The sequence below is a fragment of the Pantoea sp. C2G6 genome (assembly GCF_051336815.1).
GTDB lineage: Bacteria > Pseudomonadota > Gammaproteobacteria > Enterobacterales > Enterobacteriaceae > Pantoea.
The window spans coordinates 179,381-201,724 of record NZ_JBGMNJ010000001.1 but is presented as its reverse complement, the minus strand read 5'-3'; the positions used below and the strand labels follow the sequence as shown (position 1 = coordinate 201,724).

17 protein-coding genes are annotated in these 22,344 nt (G+C 57.2%); 1 reads left to right on the top strand and 16 read right to left on the bottom strand.

The features are described 5' to 3' along the window. Positions 1–50 precede the first annotated feature (50 nt). Genes mukB through cmoM form a run of 4 tightly spaced genes read right to left on the bottom strand, consistent with a single transcriptional unit; the run spans position 51 to position 7,345 of the window. Entirely contained in the window at positions 51–4,538 is a 4,488-nt protein-coding gene (mukB, locus tag ACCW71_RS00905; protein ID WP_436368997.1) for a chromosome partition protein MukB, read from the bottom strand. Next, the gene (gene mukE, locus ACCW71_RS00900) at positions 4,535–5,260 is read right to left on the bottom strand and encodes a chromosome partition protein MukE (protein WP_436368995.1); all 726 of its coding nucleotides are present in this window, start codon (positions 5,258–5,260) and stop codon (positions 4,535–4,537) included. Before mukE ends, mukB begins: the two co-directional genes overlap by 4 nt. After that, complete coding sequence (gene mukF / locus ACCW71_RS00895) at positions 5,241–6,563, bottom strand: chromosome partition protein MukF (protein WP_436368993.1); 1,323 nt, start codon at positions 6,561–6,563, stop codon at positions 5,241–5,243. Before mukF ends, mukE begins: the two co-directional genes overlap by 20 nt. Further along, the gene (gene cmoM, locus ACCW71_RS00890; protein WP_436368991.1) at positions 6,560–7,345 is read right to left on the bottom strand and encodes a tRNA uridine 5-oxyacetic acid(34) methyltransferase CmoM; all 786 of its coding nucleotides are present in this window, start codon (positions 7,343–7,345) and stop codon (positions 6,560–6,562) included. The genes mukF and cmoM overlap by 4 nt, the downstream gene beginning before the upstream one ends. 125 nt (positions 7,346–7,470) lie before the next feature. Between cmoM and elyC the strand changes: the two genes are divergently transcribed. Continuing rightward, a complete protein-coding gene (gene elyC, locus ACCW71_RS00885) occupies positions 7,471–8,256 on the top strand; it encodes an envelope biogenesis factor ElyC (protein ID WP_436368989.1) in 786 nt (261 codons plus the stop codon). On the opposite strand, the gene ACCW71_RS00880 is transcribed toward elyC, so the two are convergent. From ACCW71_RS00880 to serC, 12 genes are all read right to left on the bottom strand, one after another. Further along, positions 8,236–9,129: a phosphotransferase gene (locus ACCW71_RS00880; protein WP_436368988.1), complete on the bottom strand. Its 894-nt coding sequence runs from the start codon at positions 9,127–9,129 to the stop codon at positions 8,236–8,238. The genes elyC and ACCW71_RS00880 overlap by 21 nt on opposite strands. Positions 9,130–9,242: 113 nt before the next feature. After that, the gene (gene kdsB, locus ACCW71_RS00875) at positions 9,243–9,992 is read right to left on the bottom strand and encodes a 3-deoxy-manno-octulosonate cytidylyltransferase (protein WP_436368986.1); all 750 of its coding nucleotides are present in this window, start codon (positions 9,990–9,992) and stop codon (positions 9,243–9,245) included. Continuing rightward, the gene (locus ACCW71_RS00870) at positions 9,989–10,171 is read right to left on the bottom strand and encodes a Trm112 family protein (protein ID WP_031376635.1); all 183 of its coding nucleotides are present in this window, start codon (positions 10,169–10,171) and stop codon (positions 9,989–9,991) included. Before ACCW71_RS00870 ends, kdsB begins: the two co-directional genes overlap by 4 nt. 104 nt (positions 10,172–10,275) lie before the next feature. Further along, positions 10,276–11,490: a winged helix-turn-helix domain-containing protein gene (locus tag ACCW71_RS00865; protein ID WP_436368984.1), complete on the bottom strand. Its 1,215-nt coding sequence runs from the start codon at positions 11,488–11,490 to the stop codon at positions 10,276–10,278. Positions 11,491–11,517: 27 nt separating this feature from the next. After that, entirely contained in the window at positions 11,518–12,510 is a 993-nt protein-coding gene (lpxK, locus tag ACCW71_RS00860; RefSeq protein ID WP_436368982.1) for a tetraacyldisaccharide 4'-kinase, read from the bottom strand. After that, positions 12,507–14,255 carry a lipid A ABC transporter ATP-binding protein/permease MsbA gene (gene msbA, locus ACCW71_RS00855; RefSeq protein ID WP_436368980.1) on the bottom strand — a complete coding sequence of 583 codons (1,749 nt, stop codon included), beginning with the start codon at positions 14,253–14,255 and terminating at the stop codon, positions 12,507–12,509. Before msbA ends, lpxK begins: the two co-directional genes overlap by 4 nt. A 34-nt stretch (positions 14,256–14,289) precedes the next feature. Further along, positions 14,290–16,545 (bottom strand): DNA internalization-related competence protein ComEC/Rec2, encoded by a 2,256-nt coding sequence (locus tag ACCW71_RS00850; RefSeq protein WP_436368978.1) that lies wholly within the window; start codon positions 16,543–16,545, stop codon positions 14,290–14,292. Between the two features lie 205 nt (positions 16,546–16,750). Continuing rightward, positions 16,751–17,035: an integration host factor subunit beta gene (gene ihfB, locus ACCW71_RS00845; protein ID WP_003849360.1), complete on the bottom strand. Its 285-nt coding sequence runs from the start codon at positions 17,033–17,035 to the stop codon at positions 16,751–16,753. A gap of 82 nt (positions 17,036–17,117) precedes the next feature. Beyond that, entirely contained in the window at positions 17,118–18,791 is a 1,674-nt protein-coding gene (gene rpsA / locus ACCW71_RS00840; RefSeq protein ID WP_009091109.1) for a 30S ribosomal protein S1, read from the bottom strand. A 107-nt stretch (positions 18,792–18,898) separates the two neighbouring features. Beyond that, positions 18,899–19,585, bottom strand: coding sequence for a (d)CMP kinase (gene cmk, locus ACCW71_RS00835; RefSeq protein ID WP_436368977.1), 687 nt, complete (start codon positions 19,583–19,585; stop codon positions 18,899–18,901). Between the two features lie 197 nt (positions 19,586–19,782). Beyond that, positions 19,783–21,069, bottom strand: coding sequence for a 3-phosphoshikimate 1-carboxyvinyltransferase (gene aroA / locus ACCW71_RS00830; RefSeq protein WP_436368976.1), 1,287 nt, complete (start codon positions 21,067–21,069; stop codon positions 19,783–19,785). A gap of 81 nt (positions 21,070–21,150) precedes the next feature. Further along, complete coding sequence (gene serC, locus ACCW71_RS00825; protein WP_436368975.1) at positions 21,151–22,236, bottom strand: 3-phosphoserine/phosphohydroxythreonine transaminase; 1,086 nt, start codon at positions 22,234–22,236, stop codon at positions 21,151–21,153. Positions 22,237–22,344 lie beyond the last annotated feature (108 nt).

The following is a 22,344-nucleotide window of genomic DNA, read 5'->3' as shown; positions in this document are numbered from 1 at the left end:
CCTCATGCGACAAATGCCGTGACCAGATTAACGAATGGTTCAGTTTTTGACTACGTTTCCGCCTGCGATTTTTCCGCGGTTAAATCGGGCAGCGCATCCGCTTCGCTCTCTCTGCGCACCGGGGAAGGATCGGCAGCAAAGCCGCGCAGCCCAACCACATGCACATGCTCGGTATTGTTAAAGACCTTACGCACCAGTTTGTAGGTGGTGCCTTTCTCCGGGCTGATGTTTTCCGGCGCCGCAATCACCAGCTGCATCTCCAGTCGCTCACACAGCTCAAACAGCGTGGCGATGGAACGGGCATCGAGACGCGCCGCTTCATCGAGGAACAGCAGGCGGCAGGGTGAAATATCTTTGCCGCGCAGACGCCGTGATTCCTCTTCCCAGCTCTGCACCACCATCACCAGAATCGACATACCGGTACCGATCGCTTCACCGGTAGAGAGCGCACCGCTCTCTGCGCGCAGCCAGCCATCGGAACCGCGGTTAACTTCCACTTCCATCTCCAGATAGTTGCGGTAGTCCAGCAGCTCCTCACCGATGGTCTGCGGCGTGCGCTGACCCATGTCGATGTGCGGATTGAGACGCTGATAGAGCTTCGCCAGCGCTTCCGAGAAGGTCAGGCGATTGCTGTTAAACAGATCCTGATGCTGCTCATGCTCTTCCGACAGCGTATCCAGCAGCATGGCGTGGGTTTCACGCACGTTCACGTTGAGCCGCACGCTGCGCACCTGACCAAAACTGACGGTCTGCAAACCCTGGTTCAGCTGGCGGATGCGGTTCTGCTCACGCTGAATGGTTTTGCGGATGATATTGGCCGCGCTGCGGGAGCTGATCGCCAGCATCTGTTCACGCGCCGTCAGCTCTTCCGTCAGGCGGTTCAGCTCGATCTCCATCTGCTCAATCGCCTCGACCGGATCGTCAGTGCGAATAATATCCTGGCGAATGCGTTCGCGCAGATGCTGATAAACCGCAATAAAGAACTGGATTTTACGTTCCGGGCGTTTCGGATCTTCCGACAGCCGCAGCACATCGCGCAGATGTTCGTTGTCCGCCACCGCCAGACGCAGCGCACCCAGCGCTTTATCCGACATCGATCGCAGCTCATCCCCGCTCAGATAGGCTAACTCGCGGCGATGCAGACGACGTTCCACGCCATTCTCTTTCACCAGACGCAGCACCGTGCACCAGCCCGCTTTGGCGCTGACCACCTGCTCACGCACCTGATGATAATTCCGCTCCAGCTGACGCAGGCGCTTTTGCAGGTTATCCATCTCCGCTTCGCAGAAGGTCAGCTGTTTCTCCAGCTGATTGCGGCGGGCGCGGTTATGGCTCAGCGCCGTGTAAAGCTCATCACGACGGACCCGCGCCCGCTCTTCCGCGCTGGCGTCCGCCTGGACGCCAATATCCTGCATCTCCTGCTGCAACTCTTTCAGCATGTCACGCTTGGCGTCCCAGGCACTTTTCAGTGACGCCAGCAGCTGAGTATATTGCGTCAGCTGCGCCTGATGTTCACGCAGACGGTCACGACTGCGGCTGCGTTCGCCCTCAGCCTGCTCCAGACGCTGACGCAGTTTGTCGCTGAGGTCGTTGTTACCATTCAGCATGCTGGCCGAGTCGTCGTAGCTGAAGTGGGCGCGACGCTGCACCACTTCGGTCAGCGCAAACGCCTGCTGACGCGCGTTGCGCTGCTGCTGCTGCGCCTGCTGGTAGTCCGCCTGAAGTTGCTCATGCTGCTCTGGATCGCTCTGCAACACCGCGATAATCGGCTCAAGTTTCGCCAGTTTCGCCCCGTGCTGATGCAGGAAGCGCGCCGCCTCCTGTGCCGCATCGACCTGCTCACGGATCTCTTCACAGCGGTCAGCCAGCGTGTCGTCCAGCAGCAGATTGACGCGCGGCAGCAGCCGGTTTAACTGTGACACGCCCTCTTTCGCCAGCTCATACTGCTGACGCTGCTGCTGATTGTTACTTTCATGCTGGTTAAGCGCCCGCTCCAGTTCGCCACGGCGTGCGCCCAGCTGACGGATCTGTGCTTCCGGGTCGGCGTCAAAGGCGACCGCCAGATGACTGCCGATAAAGCGGCTGAATGACTGGTGCAGTCGCTGGGTTTTCTGCACGTCAAACGACAGGGTGGCGTAACGTTCAGCCAGCTTGTCGCGCTCCAGGTGCAGTAACTCCAGCTGATTTTCACGCGCCGCGCGGCCAAACAGCGGTATTTTCGGAAAGCGGGAGTAGCGCCACTGACGCTCCGCCACCTTCACCACCACCGCGTTTTGCAGCTCGTCGACGCTGAACACGCTGTCATCAAAGGACTGAGGATCACCCTCGATCAGATAGAGATCTTCCGGGCACTCTTCCAGTCCATCCAGTAACTCACGCACCCGGGAAAGATCGGGCACCACAATCGCATGCCGCGACGGGCCATAGAGCGCGGAGAAGTAGGGAGCATCATCCAGCGTGACATCATCATAAATTTCTGACAGCAGCACGCCGCCAAAACGTTCTGCCAGCTGAGTCAGGCGCGCATCCTCAGCCCCGCCCGGCTGGCTGAGCCGTTCGATCTGCTGCTCGATGTCACGTTTTTGCGCCGCCACCTCGTCGCGCTCGACGGTGGTTTCCCGCTCACGCTCCAGCAGCTGCTGCATATATTCGGTCACGTCCTGGCTGCTGCTCAGCGCCTGGCCGGTCTGTTCGCTGAGCTGGGTCAGGATCTCCTGCGCGGCCAGCCAGTGCGGCGCCCGGGCAGTCAGCGCGGCAATGCGTTCACGCAGCTGCTCCAGCTCCTGACGCATCATCATGCGCTGCTCACCGGCATCGGCGACGCTGCTGTTCAGCTGTTCAATCTGCGCTTCCAGCTCCTGTTGCAGGCCCGCCAGCGCATCTGCTTCGTAGTGCGCGCCCTGACGTTTACAGAACTCCGCCAGCAGACGCTCAGCTTCATGCTGTTCGCGCAGCCGCTGTTCCAGTTCGTTGAGACGCAGACGTAATGAGGAGAGCTGTTCAGCGTGATGACGCTGATTGCTGGCGTCCCGCAGCAGTTCGCGGCCGGTTTGCCACGCATCCTGCCGGGAAACGTTGCCGGCGATGCTGGTGACCAGCGCCAGCGCCTGCTCAAACTGACTGTGTGCCGCTTCCGCCACGCTGAGCTTCTGCTCCAGATGCAGCAGCCGCTCGGTCGCCTCTTCTTCTTTAGCCTGGAAACTTTCCTGCCACTCTGCGGCATTGTCGATGGTCAGGTCGGGCAGCTGGCAGAGCGTGCGGGCACGTTCCAGCGCCTGCAACGCCTGCTGATACTGGATGGCGCGGGTCTGCTGCACATCAAGCGCCTGCTGGAAATCGGCCAGCTGGCTTTTCAGTTCATCGACTTCCAGCTCCGCCGCTTCGGCACGGGCTTCATTCTCTTCCTGAATTTCACGCGCTTCCGCCACGACTTCGGTCTGCTCTTCCAGCCGCAGCGTCAGATCTTCAATATCAGCGTCATAGCGCTCAATCTTCTCCTGCTGACGCATCGCGGTCTGCACCAGATTGAGGTGATCGCTGGCGGCCTGATAATCGATTTCGAGATCGTTTTCCGCTCCGCTGTGCTCCGCCAGTTCACGCGCCATCTCCACGTGACGATACTGCTCGGAGGCGAGCTGTTTGCGGCTGCTGAACAGCTCATTACGCAGCTGGAGCGCGCTGTCGAGATGGCCGCGACGCTCGTTGGCGTGGCGCATGTAGTCCGCGGAGACGTAGCTGGTCGCTTCTGAAATCAGATGCTTGAACAGATCGCGATCGGACTGGGTCACGCGGATCGCCTCCAGCGTCATGCGGTTTTCACGCAGCGCCGCTTCCATGTCCTGGAAGGCTTTGCGCACCCCGCTGTTTTCCGGCAGCAGGTAGTCACGCAGCGAGCGGGTAATCGCGCTGGAGATACCGCCGTAGAGCGAGGCTTCAATCAGGCGATAAAACTTGCTGCGATCGCTGGCGGAACGCAGGCGGCGCGGCACCACACCGAGATCAAACATCATGGCGTGATAATCGGTGACGGAGTTATAGGCGCGGAACTGCACCCCTTCCAGCGCCTCAACCCGCTCTTTCACCTCATTCAGCGGCAACACCCGCGCCTGACGGCTGTTGAGCACCTCGGTCAGCATATCGGTCGGGTTGGTATCGGTTGGCAGACCGTGGATACTGAAAGGTTTAATGTCGACCTTTTTGTCGCGTCCGGCGACCTGTTGCAGCCGCACGCCGACCACCACCCGCTGATGGCGTGAGTTGACCACGTCCAGCATCGAGTAGCAGACGCCCGCCCGCAGTTTACCGTGCAGGCCCTTATCGCGTGAACCTGAGGTCGCGCCCGCTTCCGTGGTGTTACGGAAGTGCAGCAGGGTCAGATCGGGGATCAGCGCCGTGACAAAGGCCGCCATCGTGGTCGACTTACCGGCCCCGTTGCCGCCTGACAGCGTGGTGACTAATTCATCAAGATCAAAAGTACGGGCAAAAAAGCCGTTCCAGTTGATCAGCGTAAGCGAACGAAACTTTCCGCGTTCAATCATGCCTGTTGTTCCTCTGCGTTCTCACTGGCGTCGCCTTCCTGCCCTTCACTTTCATCGGCCTCGACCGGCGCGGTGGCGTTTTCCAGCAGCATCGCTTCGCCATCACGAATCAGGCGGAGCTGCGCCTCACGGGCATCGTCACCGCTGCGCACGTCGGCACCAAAGCGGAACACCGACTCAGTGATGCGGAATTTGCTGCTGTCATTGCCGAAAAACCAGACCATGCCCAGACGGCGTAAACGGCTCAGTGAGGCGCGTACTTTCTCCTGTAGCTTGGTGCGGTCCAGATCGGAACCGGTTGAGCGCTGGTTAACCAGCTTCAGCAGCCGGTTCTCATCGGCCAGCGACAGCAGTTCGTCATACAGCTCCTGCTGGGTGAAGATACCCTCGTTCGCCAGCCGCTCCGGGCTGAGATAGAGATAGCAGAGGATCTTGCCGACCATCATATCCAGCTCGGAGAGCACCGAGCGCGGGATCAGCGTGGTTGAACGCGGACGCAGGTAGAAAAAGCCTTCCGGCGCCCGGATTAACTCAACGTGGTAACGGCTGTAGAACTCTTCGAGAAATGACTGGTAATCCATCAGAAAGGCGTGGTTATCCAGCTCTTCAATGCCGATGTGGCGTCCGGCGCGTAACTGGCTGTCCAGCGCGGGGAAAATCGGGTTGGCCAGTGCCTGTGCCAGCTTAACCGGCATCACTTGTTCAATATTTGTCGATGACATGTGCCTGCACCTTGGCTCCGTAATCATTGATGGCTTGCCATTCCACAGGCAAACCGGCTAAATCAGCTTCCGCTACGCCAAGACGCACCGCCTGATCCACCACAATACGCGCCAGGTCAAAATGGCGGGCGCGGGGATACTGGGCCAGGTAGTCGCGCATCACTGACGCGAGGTTGAGCGGTTTTTGTTGCGCTTTGTAGATCTGTAGCGCCTCTTCAATCATCGCGGCCAGCTGCTCGCGGATTTCGTTGATCTCTTCATACTCCATCTCTGGCGGCAGCTCGCCCATCACTTCGTCGTTACGCAGCGTCAGCGCGTCGTCGCGCATATCATAGAGACGGTCGGCGTTGGCGTAGGTCAGCGCCCACGGCGCATCAAAGTAGTTCTGCACCGACACCCGCAGACGCTGCGCAAAGACGCGGTTTTTATCCATGTCGATGGCGGTACGAATAAATTTATGGACGTGACGGTCATAGCCGATCCACAGGTCGATCGCCTGCTGGCCCCAGTTGGTGATGCGGTCAAGTTTGCTTTGCAGGTCAAACACCAGCTTATCGACGAAGCCGAGATCCGGGCTGTCGAGCGTCGCATCCTGAATGCGCAGCAGATTTTCCTGTAGCTTGTCGCCTGCCGCCTCCAGCGTATCCTGCAATTCACGCAGCGTCCCGGAGGTCTCAGAGAGCAGCATTTCACAGCTGGAGATCGCCGCGCGCCAGTCTTTATTCAGCAGTTCGGCGATGTCATTTTTAACCGCCTGCTGCTGCTCATCCATCAGCCGCTGGGTCATGTCGATGCTGTCGAAGATCTCCGCCACTGAATATTTCAGCGGCGCGAAGACGTTGCGATGCCAGTGAAACTCATCGCCGTTTTCCTGCGCGGCATCCGCTGCACGCTTCAGCTCACTGGCCACAATGGAGAGTTGCATCGACAGGCGCAGCGTCGAAAATTCACGCTGACGGATGTAGTAGTCGGTAATACCGATCGCCAGCGGTGTCAGGCGATAGATGGCGTTGCCTTCGGTGATTTCGCTGGTAAAACGGTTGAGCAGGCGCTGTCGCACCATGTCGTTGATGGCGTTATTGGCACGAACCAGTACGGTTTCATGGGTTTGTTCGAAGGCTTTGCTGACGTGTCGGAAAGCATCAATCAGGTCGCCCTCGCTCATTTCGCCATCCATCCGCTCACCGTTCAGGGTGGCGATCGCCAGCAAAAAGGCCAGACGTTCCACTGGCAGCGCAAGGGAAAAGTCATTTTTGCGCGCCCAGGATACCAGTTCCGGTACCGTCTGGGATATTTCACTCATAATTCGTCCTTCTGCCCGGGTTTACGCGCGGTCACGTGGATGTAGCGCCCTAAGCTTAAAAAGGGTTCCTGGCGACAGTAACGCCGCTCCATCTCAATAATTTCGTCGTCGCTTTTTGGCTCGCCTTTCGGCGGCTTCATGTAGTCGCTGAATACCCGGATACCGGCACGCTGCTCAATCACAAAGCCACAGGCTTCCAGCCAGCGATAGACCTGATCGGGGTCGCGCGGATAATCGGGTGACAGCGTCCGCTTTTTACGTTTGGTTAAGTTGGTGCGCAGATACCCGAAGTTGCCCAGCGTTAAGGTGCGCAACGTCAGGCCATGCAGATTGTAAAACATCAGTGACATCACACCGCCCGGACGCAACAGATCAAACAACGCTTTCAGCACCTTCTCCGGTTCGGCGACCCATTCAAGCACCGCGTGAAACAATACCAGATCCACCGGCTTATCCAAATGTTCGCCCACCTGCTGAGCGCTAATTTGTCTGAATTGCATGTTGTGGCTCACACCCTGCGCCGCGGCATTTTCCTGCGCCCGGCGCAGCATCTCGCCGGAGAGATCGCACAGCAGAATCTGGTGGCCACGCGCGGCCAGCCCGCTGGAGACCTGGCCCACGCCGCCGCCTGCGTCGAGTATCGACAGCGGATGTGGCGAAAGACCGGGCAGTATCGTTTCCAGCTCATCCCAGAGGATCGCCTGACGCACCCGCCCTTTGGTGGTGCCGTATATGTTTTGCGAAAATTTATCCGCGAGATCGTCAAAGTTACGATCCTGCATGGCATGCGCTCCGGTATGCTGCGGTGAGACTTATGCTATTTTGTCACAGGCACCAGAAGAATGAACCTTTCATCCCCATCTTCGCTTCCGGCTGCTGTTTTTTCGGACAACAGGACTCTTTTTCGATGTTATTTACCCTGAAAAAAGTGATCGGCGGCCTGCTATTACCCCTGCCGTTTCTGCTTTTGCTGATGGCGTTGGGCATTTTACTGCTTTGGTTTAGCGGCTGGCAGAAAAGCGGCAAAATCGCGATCTCTGTCAGCTGGCTGCTGCTTTTACTGCTCAGCCTGCAACCGCTGGCCGATCGGCTGCTGTTACCGCTCGACAGTCGCTATCCGACCTGGAATGGTGAGCAAAAAGTGGATTACATCGTGGTGCTGGGCGGAGGCTATACCTTTAACCCGGCCTGGGCGCCGAGTTCAAACCTGCTGAATAACAGTCTGCCTCGGGTGGCAGAAGGGGTACGTCAGTGGCGACGCGATCCGCAATCCACCCTGATTTTTACCGGTGGGGCGGGCGGCAACAATCCCAGAAGCAGTGCCTGGGTCGCCGCACAGGTCGCGGAGAGCCTGGGCGTACCGGGCGACCACATTCAGTTGGTTGATCAACCCCGCGATACGGCGGATGAAGCGCTGGCGGTTAAAAGCGTGGTGGGCGATCGCCCTTTCATGCTGATCACGTCCGCCAATCATATGCCGCGCGCCCTGGGTTTTTTCCACGCCGCAGGGCTGAATCCGATAGTCGCGCCCGCCAACCAACTGGCCATCACTTCCCCGCTCAACGGCTGGGAGCGCGCCATTCCCTCTTCCCTCTGGCTGAGTCACAGTGAGCGGGCTGTTTATGAATCGCTGGGCACGATTTTGCAGCGGTTAAAGGGAGAGCAGAAAGATTCAGCCAAGCCAGGGGAGTAGCTGCCGGTGTGCCTGGTCAAACCGCGGGCGGTTAAACGTCCCGCTCTGCACCAGTTGATCGATGCAGTCCCACAGTTGATAAACCCAGCGACGCCAGAGAAAGCCCTCTGACAGCGGCGCGCGTTGCAGGTAAGCCTGTAGCAGCGCCGTTTCCGCCGGTGAATCATCCAGATGAATCAAATCATATTCCCGCGGCGCCCACAGAATGGTGCCTGGCTCGGTCATCGCCAGTAACTGATCGCTGCGGCTGTTTTTCAGCATACTTTGCAGCCGGACATTGCCGTGTACCATCACGCAGGGATCGTCAAAGTCGCGAAACAGGTGTGCCAGCCGCGCCCGACAGCGGAACAGAATCTGGCGATCTTCCAGCGTAAAGGCGGGTGGACGCAGATAACTTAGCGTCGCCCACAACACTTCAACCCGTTGCGCATACCAGGCGGGCCAGCTGTTGTGCTGGGTACTGTCCACCGTGCCTACCAGACCGTGGCTGTCGAGCCGGTGCCAGGCCAGCAGCCCCTCGACCACCTGTTCACAAAACTGCTGCCAGCGCCGGGCATCGCGGGCGGGCACCTCCGCCGAAACGCCGTTCAGCCGCGCCATCAGCAACAGTTCGTGCACCGGAGGCTGCTGGCTCATCACGACGCCATAGACCACCGGCACCGCGATCAGTCCGGCCGGCCCGAGCAGCGCCAGCTTGCGCGCTTCGAGTGCCGCCCGCCCCTGATGACGAAAATATTTCGCCAGCAGCGGCATCGGGTGCCCCTCGCCATCGTATAAGGCATAGAGTCGGGTCGGCGGGTGTTCGCTGATCATTTCAAGGCGGCTGATGTCTTCACCCAGCGCCAGCGTGAGTTCCGCTTTAAGATGTTTCATGCGGCATCCTCCTGAGATGAATATCACCTTATCCTGAAGGGAGTGCAGGAGAGAAGTTTAGCGGCGGATCAATAAAGTTGCGCAGCAACGGGGAGAGAAGCTCTCCCCCCGTTTCAGGCCTGCATGGCGGCCCGGACACGTTGCAGATCGTCTGGCGTATCCACCCCCACGCTGGGGATGGTCTGCGCCACGGCGACATGAATTTTTTCGCCGTACCAGAGCACACGCAGTTGCTCCAGCAGCTCAATCTGCTCCAGCGGACAGGGTGCCCACGCCACATAGCGGCGAATGAAACCGGCACGATAGGCGTAGATACCGATATGACGCAGCAGCGTGTCGCCAGGCTGCTCACGCGAAACGGCGTAGCGTTCGCGATCCCACGGAATGGTCGCCCGGGAGAAGTAGAGCGCATAGCCATTCACATCCATAACGACTTTCACCGCATTGGGATTAAAGGCTTCTTCCGCATCACTGATCGGCACGGCCAGGGTCGCCATGCCAGCCGCCGATCCCGCCAGATTGGTGGCCACCTGGCGCACAATCTCCGCCGGAATCATCGGCTCATCGCCCTGCACGTTCACGATGATCTCATCATCGGCAAACTGATACTTTTCGATCACTTCGGCCAGCCGCTCGGTGCCCGACTGATGATCGGCGCGGGTCATGCAGACCTCACCGCCTGCCGCTTCGACCGCCTGCGCCACCTCGGGATGATCGGTGGCGACAATCACCCGACTGGCACCCGACTCACGGGCGCGCTCCATGACATGCACCACCATCGGTTTGCCGTGAATATCCAGCAGCGGCTTGCCCGGTAAGCGGGTCGACGCATAACGTGCAGGAATGATGGCGGTGAAACTCATGGGTGAATCTCTTCAACGGAGAGCGTGCGCGCTTCATTTTCCAGCAGGACCGGAATGCCATCGCGGACCGGAAACGCCAAACCATCGGGTTTGCAGATAAGCTCCTGCTGAGCATTGTTGTAGTAGAGTTTGCCGTTGCATACCGGGCAGGCAACAATTTCAAGTAAACGATGATCCATATGTCCTCCATCAGGGACCGAATGCAGAGGGGATAAAGCATACCATAGCCCAGCGCGGGCGGGATGGGGTAAAACATCAACTTCAGTCGCCAGCGGTGAATCGCTTAATTAAGCGTCCATTGTGCTGGCCACTGCTGTCGCAGGGGATCGGGTGCGTGCAGGATGGCGACGCTCTCCGCTCCCTGCCAGGCCGCGAAACGTTCGATTGCCCGCCGGATATCCGCCGTGAACTGCGCGGTGACGCGCGTCTTATCTTCCAGCCAGATATTTTTAATTTCCAGCTGCTTTAGCTGGCGCAGCATGCGGGCATCGAGCCGGCCTTTGATCTGACCCCGGTGGAGGATCGGCAGAACAAAATAACCAAACTGGCGTTTCTCCGCCGGGGTATAACACTCAAGGCGGTAATCAAAATCAAACAGCTCCCGCGCACGTTTACGATCCCAGACCACCGGATCAAACGGCGACAGCAAGGCGCTGTGCGTCGCCCGCAGCGGCATCTCCAGCAAGGGCAGATAATCGCGATGCAGCCACATCCCGCCCAGCCCTTCCGTATCAACAGCTACCAGCTCACCCGACGCTTCCGCCTCTGCCAGAAAGGCGCTCAGATCGACCCGCTTCAGGCGATAGTAGTCTGGCAGCCAGGCCGCGCGAAAAATCCCTAAGCTGCGGGCGCTGTTCAGCAGCATCTGATAGATAGCCTCAGCCTCACTGATGCTATGCAACGCATCCTGCCACTCCGGCATCACGCGACTGCGTAAATCGTAGACGCGCTGAAAATTACGGCGTTCAGCAACCATCAGTTCACCGGCGCTAAACAGATTTTCCAGATGTCGCTTATGCGGTTTCCACGCCCACCATCCCGATTTCGGATTTCCGGTGTGGGTAAAATCTGCGGCGCGCACCGGGCCGTTTTCAGCGATCTGCTGTAGCAGATCGCTAATCGCCTGCTGATGGTCGGCGACCCATTGCGCATTGTATTTCCAGCCCAGCCGCTCTGGCGACAACATACGATGACGAAGAAGCCGGTAGTCGGCGCGGGGAATAAAGCAGGCTTCGTGTGCCCAGTATTCAAACAGCGCGCCCCCGGCCAGCGCCTGTTCCAGCCACGCCTGCGGATAGTCACCCAGGCGGCTGAACAGCACCAGATAGGGGCTCCGGGCCACCACATGAATGGTATCGATTTGCAGCAGCGACATGCGGGAGATGCAGTCAATCAGATCCCGATAACGGGCGCGTCCGGGAGGAGGACGCAACAGGCCCTGAGCGGCGAGGTGGAGATGGCGAGCCTGCTGTAACGAAAGTGAATGTGGGGTGTTCATCCTCTTCCTTATCAGGCTCTACCTGAATTACTGGCGCGACGCGGCGCGGCAGAGTTGTTCAATGTCATCCAGTAAGGGAGTGACCGCGCTACCCGTTAATCGGGCATCTACCGGCAGATACCACCACTCGGGCTGGGCAAAATGCCGGCATTTCACCGCATCCTTTTCGGTCATCAGCAGCTGCTGATCGGCCTGAAGCAGACGGGTCAGTTCATCCTGACTGTAGGCGTGATGATCGGCGAAGGCAACCTCCGCGACCGGCGTGATGCCCTGCTGTTTCAGGGTGGCGAAGAAGCGCGGAGGATGACCAATACCGGCCATCGCGACGACCTGCTTAAGCTGCTCAGGCGGACAGGTCCTGCCGGTGAGCAGATGAGTGGCCAGCCCGGGCTGAAGCTGCATGGCTATCTCTTCAGGCTGCGCGTCGCCACCGTTAATAATCACCGCATCGACCTGACGCAGGCGATCGGCGCGTTCGCGCATCGGACCGGCTGGCAACCACCAGCCGTTACCAAAGCGACGCACGCCGTCCACCACCACAATTTCGCGATCGCGTTGCAAGGCGTAATGTTGCAGGCCATCGTCAGTGATGATCACATCCAGCGGCCCCTGTTGCAGCAACGCCTCGATCGCCAGCCGCCGCTGAGGGGCGACCGCCACCGGCGCACCGGTGCGCTGGGCGATCAGCACCGGCTCATCGCCCGCCTGCTGCGTTGAGGTCTGCGCCGTCACCAGCAGAGGATAGTGCGCCGCTTTGCCGCCGTAGCCGCGTGAGACCACGCCAGCACGCAGGCCACGCTGTTGCAGCGCCTCAACCAGCCAGATCACCACCGGCGTTTTGCCATTGCCACCGGCGGTTAAATTCCCTACCACCACCACCGGCAGAGGTGCGCGCCAGCTTTTACGCCAGCCACGCTGATAACTGAACCGTATCAGAGCGGTAATGGCCCCATACAGCAGACTGAAGGGCCACAGCAGCAGCCATAGCGGTGAGCGACCGCTCCAGATACGTTCAATCATTGGCCGAATTGCATCTTATGCAGCTGAGCATAGGCACCGCGTTCCGCCAGCAGCACCTGATGCGTTCCGCGTTCGACAATCTGACCATCTTCAATCACCACAATCTCATCCGCTTTTTCGATGGTGGAGAGTCGATGCGCAATCACCAGTGAGGTGCGGTTCTTCTGCAACTCATCCAGCGCCGACTGAATCGCGCGTTCTGACTCGGTGTCCAGCGCGGAGGTCGCCTCATCCAGAATCAGGATAGGACAGTCGCGCAGCAGGGCTCGCGCGATGGCAATACGCTGGCGCTGGCCGCCTGACAGCAGCACGCCGTTCTCACCGATGACCGTATCCAGTCCTTTATCCATCTTAGTGATAAAGTCCATGGCATGGGCCATGGTGGCGGCCCGCTCAATCTCTTCCCGGCTGTATTGCTCACTACGGGCATAGGCGATGTTGTTTGCGATGGTGTCGTTGAAAAGGTGCACATTCTGCGAGACCAGTGCCACCTGATTACGCAGTGAGCGCAGGGTATACTCACGCAGATCAAAGCCGTCCAGCAGGATTTCGCCCTGCTGGATGTCATAAAAGCGCGTCAGCAGGCTCGCCATCGTCGACTTACCGGAACCGGAACGTCCAACCAGGGCGACGGTTTTGCCTGCCGGCAGCGACAGGTTGATATTACGCAGCGCCGGGGTATCGCGCCCTGGATAGGTAAAGGTGACGTTACGGAATTCAATGTCTCCTTTTGCGCGGGTCATTTCGCGCGTGCCCTGATCCACTTCCTGCTCGCTATCCAGAATGGAGAACAGCGTCTGACAGGCCGCCATGCCACGCTGGAACTGCGCGTTGACGTTAGTCAGCGACTTCAGCGGGCGCATCAGGGCAATCATTGAGGAGAAGACCACGGTAATAGTACCGGCGGTTAAGGTATCCATCACGCTCGGGAAGCTGGCGGCATACAGCACAAATGCCAGCGCCAGAGAGGCGATCAGCTGAATCACCGGATCGGAAATTGAGGAGGCGGAAACCAGCTTCATCCCCTGCTGACGCATGCGGTTGCTGACGCGGGCAAAGCGCTCCGACTCAATCTCCTGACCGCCGAAAATCAGCACCTCTTTGTGGCCCTTCAGCATCTGTTCAGCGCTGGTCGTCACCTGCCCCATGGTGTTCTGCATGGTTTTACTGATGCTACGAAAACGTTTGGAAACGGTGCGGATCGCAAAGGAGACGATAGGTGCCAGTACAATCAGGATCAACGACAGCTGCCAGCTGTAATAGAACATCATGATGAACAGGCCGATAATCGAGGCCCCTTCACGGACAACCGTGACCAGCGCACCCGATGAGGAAGACGCAACCTGCTCTGAATCATAGGTGATGCGGGACAACAGGGTGCCGGTCGACTGCTGGTCGAAAAACGAGACCGGCATACCCATCATATGACTGAACAGCCGGCGACGGATATTCATCACAACGTTGCCTGAGACCCAGGAGATGCAGTAGCTGGAAATATAACTGGTTATCCCGCGCAGCAGCATCAGCCCAATAACCACTAACGGCATCCAAAGCATCACTGACTTGTCAGCTTTGCCAAATCCATCATCCAGTAACGGTTTCAACAGGGAGAGCATTAAGGCGTCACCCGCAGCGTTAATAACCAGGGCGATGGACGCTACAATTAATCCCGCCTTGTTAGGCGCGATCATCGGCCAGAGTCGGCGAAATGTCTGCCACGTAGAGAGATCTTTATCTAGATGCATTATTTATTCACGCTGTTGGAAATAGCCGGCCATTCTACCTGGATTCGTCTTTGACGCCAAACCACTGATGGTACCAACGCGGCATTAATTGATCGCGCAGAGTGGAAACCAGCACTTTACCCTGCCGGATGGTGATGCTGATCTGGCCAGACTGGCCGGTATCCAGCCAGTGAAAACCGCTTTTACGGTAATTTTCCAGCACACTTTTCGCTGGCATACGCCAGGCGTTGTAGCGTGCCAGCGACGCGATGGCGGTATGCCCCGCCGCGTTACGCAGCAGCAAGGGGGTGGATGAGGTCCGGCTGCCGTGATGAGGCACCTGTAAAATATCCACGCTCAGCCCCTGCTTCTCCAGCGCAACCAGCTGGCGCTCCGCCTTCGCTTCGATGTCGCCGGTTAACAGTAAGCGAACCTCGCCATCATCGACGATAACCACACAGGAGTCATTATTGCCTCCCGGCAAGGGTGCGGTGAGCGGCCAGACCACCCGAAAGTGGAGCTGCCGCCAGCGCCACGCTGTGCCGCGTACGCAGGGTAAATGGCCTGTATTTGCCAGCGCGCTTCTGACTTCAGCCTCTGGCCAGCGCCGGGTAATGGCCGCCAGTCCGCCGGTATGATCCAGATGCTTATGGCTGAGGATCACCTGTTTTAACCGCAGCTGTTTGCGCTCCAGCCAGGGGACGATCACCCGGCTGCCCGCATCATCGCTCTGCCAGCGAGGTCCGGTGTCATAGATTACGGCCTCATCGCCTTGGGTGATCACCAGACTCAGACCGTGCCCGACATCCAGCATATCGATACGCCAGCCCTCCTCCCGGTTCGGCTGGCGGCTGAGCAGCATCGCCAGAGCCAGGGTGATACTGCTGAATGGCAGACAGAAAAACAGCTGAGCCCGCCAGGCAATCAATCCGCCCCACACCATCACCGCAAACCCGCTGGCGCCGCTCAGCGGCAACCAGCCTGACGGCAACAGCGCCAGGCTGTAGAGCAGCGCTCGCAAAGAGAGATCGGCGGCTTGCCAGAAGAATGCGGATAAATCCGCGACCGGCAACAGCATAGCGAGCGTCAGAAGCGGCATGGTGATAAAGGAGACCATCGGGATGGCGACCATATTAGCCACCAGAGCAGTCAGGCTGATGCCGTTGAAAATCGCCACCTGCAACGGCACCATTAAAATCATCATGCCCACCTGTAGATGCAGCAGCTGAACCGGCAGCCAGCGGCGTCGATGACGTAGCGCCGCCGGTAACGGGAACCAGTGGTACCAGACAAGTAGCATTCCCACCGCTAATACCGAGAGCCAGAAGCTGTCCGATAAGACGGTTAACGGTTCTGCCACCAGCAGCACCGCCATGCAGCATGTCCAGACCTGCCAGCTGTTCAGCTGAACACCAGCGACCCGCGTCAGGGTCCAGAACGTGAGCGCCAGCAGCGCCCGCTCGGCAGGCGGCTGTGCCCCGGAAAGCCAGGTATACACCGCAGCGAACAGCCAGCTGACGATAAGGGGAAAGAGATAGCCGATACAACGTGCCGGTAATATCCATTGCACGCCACGCGCCATAAGCCAGCCGGTACTGGCGGCCAGGGCGATATGCATCCCCGAGATCGCCATCAGATGAGCGGTCCCGGTCTCCCTTAATAACTGGCGTGTTTGCTGGCTCATCTCATCGCGTATGCCAAAGGCCAGCGCTTCCAGCGTGGCATGTGAAGGTAGTGCCTGGGTTCGCGCACGGTGCCATAAAATAAATTGCCAGCGCCAGTCGCAGTCACTGTTAACCACCTGCTGCCTGAGGATCCGCCCCTGTAGTGGCGTGTTGGTGGCCAGGGCAAAACGCTGCGCATCAAAATCCCCTTCATTGAGCCGGGCATGAACCGGCCGCAGACGCAGCTGCATCGTCCAGCGCTGACCTGGACAGTAGATCGCCGGGTCGGAATCAAAATAGAGCCAGGCAAAGCGTGGCGGAAACAGCAGGCGGTCGCCTTCTTTAAGCAGACGAACCCGGATCTGTTTGCGATCTTTTCGCACTTCACTGATGCGAAGAGTGTAGCTGCCGGGTCGTGCAGAGAAATGTTCAATATCCCGCACCATCAGCCGTGCATCGTTACCGGCCCAGGTCAGCAACAGCAGGCTTACGCCCAGCAGACGCATGAAGTGATAAGGCGTGTGCAGCAGGCCGATTCCGGTTAACAGCAAGGCAATAAGCGCTTCGCCAGCGGGAAGCCGGGCAATCAACAGCAAAGGCAACGTCGCGAGAATTGCCAGCCTGGCCAGAACCGTCCATGTCAGCATAATCATATCCGCTTTATTTAATGCGTTTATTCTGCGCGGCTGAGGTGAAAGCGACAGCGGTTAATTGGAAGTTGTGGAGCTACCTCGCAAAGAAATAGTCATGTTGCAGCGTTAATATCAGCCGCATGGATGGCAGGTCGCAACCAGGATCGACAGGCAAAAAAAACGACATCCTGAGATGTCGTTTATCTGGTTCGGTATCGGCTTAGCCGTAGATATTTGCGCGATCGCGCAGCTCTTTGCCTGGCTTAAAGTGGGGAACGTATTTTCCTTCCAGATCCACTTTGTCACCCGTTTTCGGGTTACGTCCAGTACGCGGAGCACGATAGTGCAAAGAAAAGCTGCCGAATCCCCGGATTTCGATACGTTCGCCCTGTGCCAGCGTAGTGGCCATGTGCTCCAGCATCTCTTTTACTGCATCCTCAACGACTTTCGCCGGTATATGAGTATGCTGTCCCGCCAGTCTTTCAATCAGTTCTGACTTGGTCATGTAACCTCCGGTTTATCCCTATAGGAATGTATGACAGCTTTTACCGAAACCGGGTGGTTGCCCACCCGGTGCTTCAGGTCGATTACTCGCCTTTAGCCGCTTTGAACGCTTCAGCCATTGCGTTAGAGAAATTGCCTTCTTCCTGTTTGGTGTTAACAGTATTGATAGCTTCTTTCTCATCAGCCTGGTCTTTCGCACGGACAGACAGGCTAACCACACGGTTTTTACGATCAACGCCGGTGAACTTAGCTTCAACGTCGTCGCCAACGTTCAGAACCAGAGTGGCATCTTCAATGCGATCCAGTGAAGCTTCAGAAGCGCGCAGGTAACCCTCAACGCCGTCTGCTAATTCAACTGTAGCACCTTTAGCATCAACTGCGGTCACTTTACCGGTGACGATGGCACCTTTCTTGTTCAAAGTGATGTAGTTGTTGAACGGATCTTCTGCCAGCTGTTTAACGCCCAGAGAGATACGCTCACGCTCTGCGTCAACTTGTAGTACAACGGCAGCGATTTCGTCGCCTTTCTTGTACTCACGAACGGCTTCTTCGCCAGTCGCGTTCCAGGAGATGTCAGACAGGTGAACCAGACCGTCGATGCCGCCATCCAGGCCGATGAAGATACCAAAGTCAGTGATTGACTTGATTTTACCTTCAACACGATCGCCTTTGTTGTGCGTCTCAGCGAACAGCTGCCATGGGTTAGATTTACACTGCTTCAGACCCAGGGAGATACGACGACGCTCTTCGTCGATGTCCAGAACCATTACTTCAACCACGTCGCCTACGTTAACAACTTTAGACGGATGGATGTTTTTGTTGGTCCAGTCCATTTCAGAGACGTGTACCAGACCTTCAACGCCTTCTTCGATTTCTACGAAGCAGCCGTAATCAGTCAGGTTGGTTACACGACCGGTCAGGCGGGTGCCTTCCGGATAGCGTTTAGCGATAGCAACCCATGGATCTTCGCCCAGCTGCTTCAGACCCAGAGAAACACGGGTACGCTCGCGGTCGAACTTCAGCACCTTAACGGTGATTTCGTCGCCCACGTTGACGATTTCGCTTGGATGCTTAACGCGCTTCCATGCCATGTCAGTGATGTGCAGCAGGCCATCAACGCCGCCCAGATCAACGAATGCACCGTAGTCAGTGAGGTTCTTAACGATACCTTTAACTTCCATGCCTTCCTGGAGGTTTTCCAGCAGCTGATCGCGCTCTGCGCTGTTTTCGGATTCGATAACCGCACGACGTGAAACCACGACGTTGTTGCGTTTCTGATCCAGCTTGATCACTTTGAATTCAAGCTCTTTGCCTTCCAGGTGCAGCGTATCGCGCACCGGACGCACATCTACCAGTGAACCTGGCAGGAACGCACGGATACCGTTGAGCTCAACTGTGAAGCCGCCTTTAACTTTGCCGTTGATAACACCGGTAACAGTTTCAGCGTCTTCGTAAGCTTTTTCCAGCGTGATCCATGCTTCATGGCGCTTCGCTTTCTCACGGGACAGCAGGGTTTCACCGAAGCCGTCTTCCACTGCATCCAGAGCAACATCAACTTCGTCGCCAACCTGGATTTCCAGTTCGCCGGCTGCGTTCTTGAACTGCTCTGCAGGAATTGCAGATTCAGATTTCAGGCCCGCATCAACCAGAACGACATCTTTGTCGATAGAGACAACGATACCACGAACGATGGAACCCGGGCGGGTTTCGATTGTTTTTAAGGATTCTTCAAATAGTTGAGCAAAAGATTCAGTCATATTGATAATCTTCAGGATTCTTCAATTTAACGTCCATCTGACTTCATGTCGGATGGGGTTGTTTCACATGCCCGGCACCGGATCCGTGGTACAGGGTGATAATTCAGTTAAGCCGGGATACCCAACTTTTCGCGGGCATAGTGTAGCGCATTTTCAATGACCTGATCGATGGACATCGCAGTTGAGTCCAGAATTAAGGCATCTTCAGCAGCTACTAAAGGCGCAATGGCGCGATTGCGATCGCGGTCGTCACGCTCTTTTATCTCGGCTAAAAGGCGGTCAAAGTTAACATTAAAGCCCTTATCCTGCAACTGTAGCATACGGCGCTGCGCGCGCTCTTCCGGGCTGGCATCCAGGAAAATTTTAACCGGCGCGTCAGGAAAGACCACGGTGCCCATATCACGGCCATCGGCAATCAAGCCGGGCGCATCGCGAAAACCGCGCTGCCGCCGCAATAAGGCTTCCCGCACGCGGGGAAAAGCCGCCACGCGCGAGGCCGTGTTGCTGACCTCCTGCGTACGAATTTCGCTGGTGACATCTTCGCCTTCCAGAATCACCTGCAATTCCCCGTTTTGTGACACAAAGCGCACATCAAGGTGTGCGGCAATCGGCACCAGCGCCTCTTCAGATTCGATGTCAACCTGATGATGCAACGCCGCTAATGCCAGTACGCGATAGATGGCACCCGAGTCCAGCAGATGCCATTGCAGCGACTCCGCCATGGCTTTGCACAGGGTTCCCTTTCCCGCACCGCTTGGCCCATCGATAGTTATGACCGGGGCAGTTACTGTCATTATTCCCTCCTGTTGCTGCGCGCATTTCGACCTGATGGTCACCTGTAATAGTGAGCATTATACGCTGCATAGCCAGTCTGGGTTAACCTTTCACACTGCGCTGATGCGTAATTCCAGTCAAATCAGAGGATTTCGGTGGTGTTACGGCCATGTTAAATCAGGAGGAGCCGGTGCGTAATCACACCGGCGGAGAACCATCAGGCGGGCTGACTGATTTTAGCCAGTTGCTGAAAATAGTCCGGGAAGGTTTTTGCGGTACAGCCGGGATCAAGGATGGTGACTGGCGTATCGGAAAGCGCAACCAGAGAGAAACACATCGCCATACGGTGGTCGTTATAGGTGCCAATATCCGCATGAACCAGCGTGGCTGGCGGGGTAATGCGGATAAAGTCATGGCCCTCTTCCACTTCGGCCCCCACTTTACGCAGTTCGGTCGCCATGGCGCTTAAGCGATCGGTCTCTTTCACCCGCCAGTTATAAATATTGCGCAACTGAGTGGTCCCTTCCGCAAACAACGCCGCTGTAGCGATAGTCATCGCCGCATCCGGGATATGGTTCATATCCATATCAATGGCCCGCAGTTTGCCTGCGGTGCAGGCGATATAATCATCGCCCCACTCAATCGTCGCACCCATCTTTTCCAGTACGTCAGCAAAACGAATATCGCCCTGTACGCTCTGGCGACCGATACCGGTGACCTTAACCGTACCGCCTTTTATTGCGGCGGCTGCCAGAAAATAGGAGGCGGAGGAGGCATCACCTTCCACCAGATAATCACCAGGCGACTGATACTGCTGCTGCCCTTTAATCAGGAAACGCTGATAGTTCTGGTTCTCGACATCAACACCAAAGCACTGCATCAGATTCAGGGTAATATCAATGTATGGCTTTGAAACCAGATCCCCTTTGATGGTGATACAGGTATCCTGCTCCGCCAGCGGCGCGGTCATCAGCAGCGCCGTCAGGAACTGGCTGGATACGCTGCCATCAACGCTGACTTCACCGCCGGTAAATCCTCCGCGTAAACGCAGCGGCGGATAGTTCTCGTTTTCCAGGTAGCTAATGCTGGCCCCCCCCTGACGTAAGGCATCGACCAGATGACCAATTGGCCGCTCTTTCATGCGCGGTTCGCCGGTCAGTTCAATATCGTGCTGGCCCAGACAAAGCGCTGCCGCCAGCGGACGCATGGCGGTACCGGCATTACCCAGGAACAGCGACAGCGGCTGAGATGATGCCAGAGGCCCGGCATTTCCCGTCACTTCGCAGACGGTACGATCGCCGGAAAGCGTATATTTTACGCCCAGCGTGGTCAGCGCATTCAGCATGTGCTTCACATCGTCGCTGTCGAGTAGGTTAGTGAGACGGGTGGTACCTTTCGCCAGGGCGGCCAGCAACAGGGCACGATTCGATACGCTCTTGGAGCCAGGCAGATTGACCGTGCCATTGACACGCGCAATCGGTTGAAGAGTCAGGGAGTCCTGCATGTGAAACGAAATCCTCAAAAAATACAGAGACCTCGCCATGTGGCGAGGTCTGGCACCAGCTCAATGCTGGTCTCTTATTGATTAACCGTGACGACGCTCAAAATCGGCCATAAAGTCCGTCAGCGCTTTCACGCCTTCCAGCGGCATCGCATTATAAATTGATGCGCGCATACCGCCTACCACACGATGCCCTTTCAGCGCATGCAGACCGGCGTTGAATGACTCTTCCAGGAACAGCGCATCCAGTGAGGCATCGGCCAGCTGGAAAGGAATATTCATGCGTGAGCGGTTCTCTGTCGCCACATCGTTACGGTAGAAACCGCTGTGATCGATCACGCTATAGAGCAGATCAGATTTCGCCTGATTAATACGGTCAATCTCTGCCACACCGCCCTTCTCTTTCAGCCATTTAAACACCAGGCCAGAGAGGTACCACGCAAAAGTTGGCGGGGTGTTAAACATCGAATCGTTATCGGCCAGAACTTTGTAATCCAGGATTGAGGGGACAGAGGCCTGCGCCTGGCCCAGCAGATCTTCACGGACGATAACCAGGGTCAGTCCAGCCGGGCCGACATTTTTTTGCGCACCGGCGTAGATGACGCCGTAACGGCTGACATCGATCGGACGAGACAAAATAGTGGAAGAGAAGTCAGCCACCACGGTTTTGCTGCCGAAGTCAGGCTGTTCATCGATAGCGATACCGTCGATGGTTTCGTTAGGACAGAAGTGCAGGTAAGCGGACGTGTCACTCACCTCCCATTCGCGCATCGGCAGGATGGCACGTTTACCGTCACGCAGGGTTTTGACATCCAGGGTGCGCGGGGAGCAATATTTTTCTGCTTCTTTTATTGCGCTGTGCGCCCAGTAACCACCATCAGCATAGTCCGCGCTGGTGGCTGAACCCAGCAGATTGCCCGGCACGGCAGCGAACTGCGCACGCGCTCCGCCATGACAGAATAAAACTTTGTAATTGGCCGGTATTTTTAGCAGATCACGGAAGTCCTGCTCCGCTTCCTCAGCGACCTGAATAAACTCTTTGCTACGGTGACTGATCTCCATAACGGAGGTACCCAGACCGCGCCAGTTTGTCAGTTCCTGTTCTGCACGACGGAGCACTTCAACCGGTAGCATCGCCGGGCCGGAGCTAAAATTATAAACTTGCGTCATTTCCCCTCACCACTGTCATATCGAACGGTTATGAATAACTCTCCGGTTTTATCACTGCATCCTGATGGCTGCAATCATAAATCAGGTAGCGGTCACATTTTCTGAAAA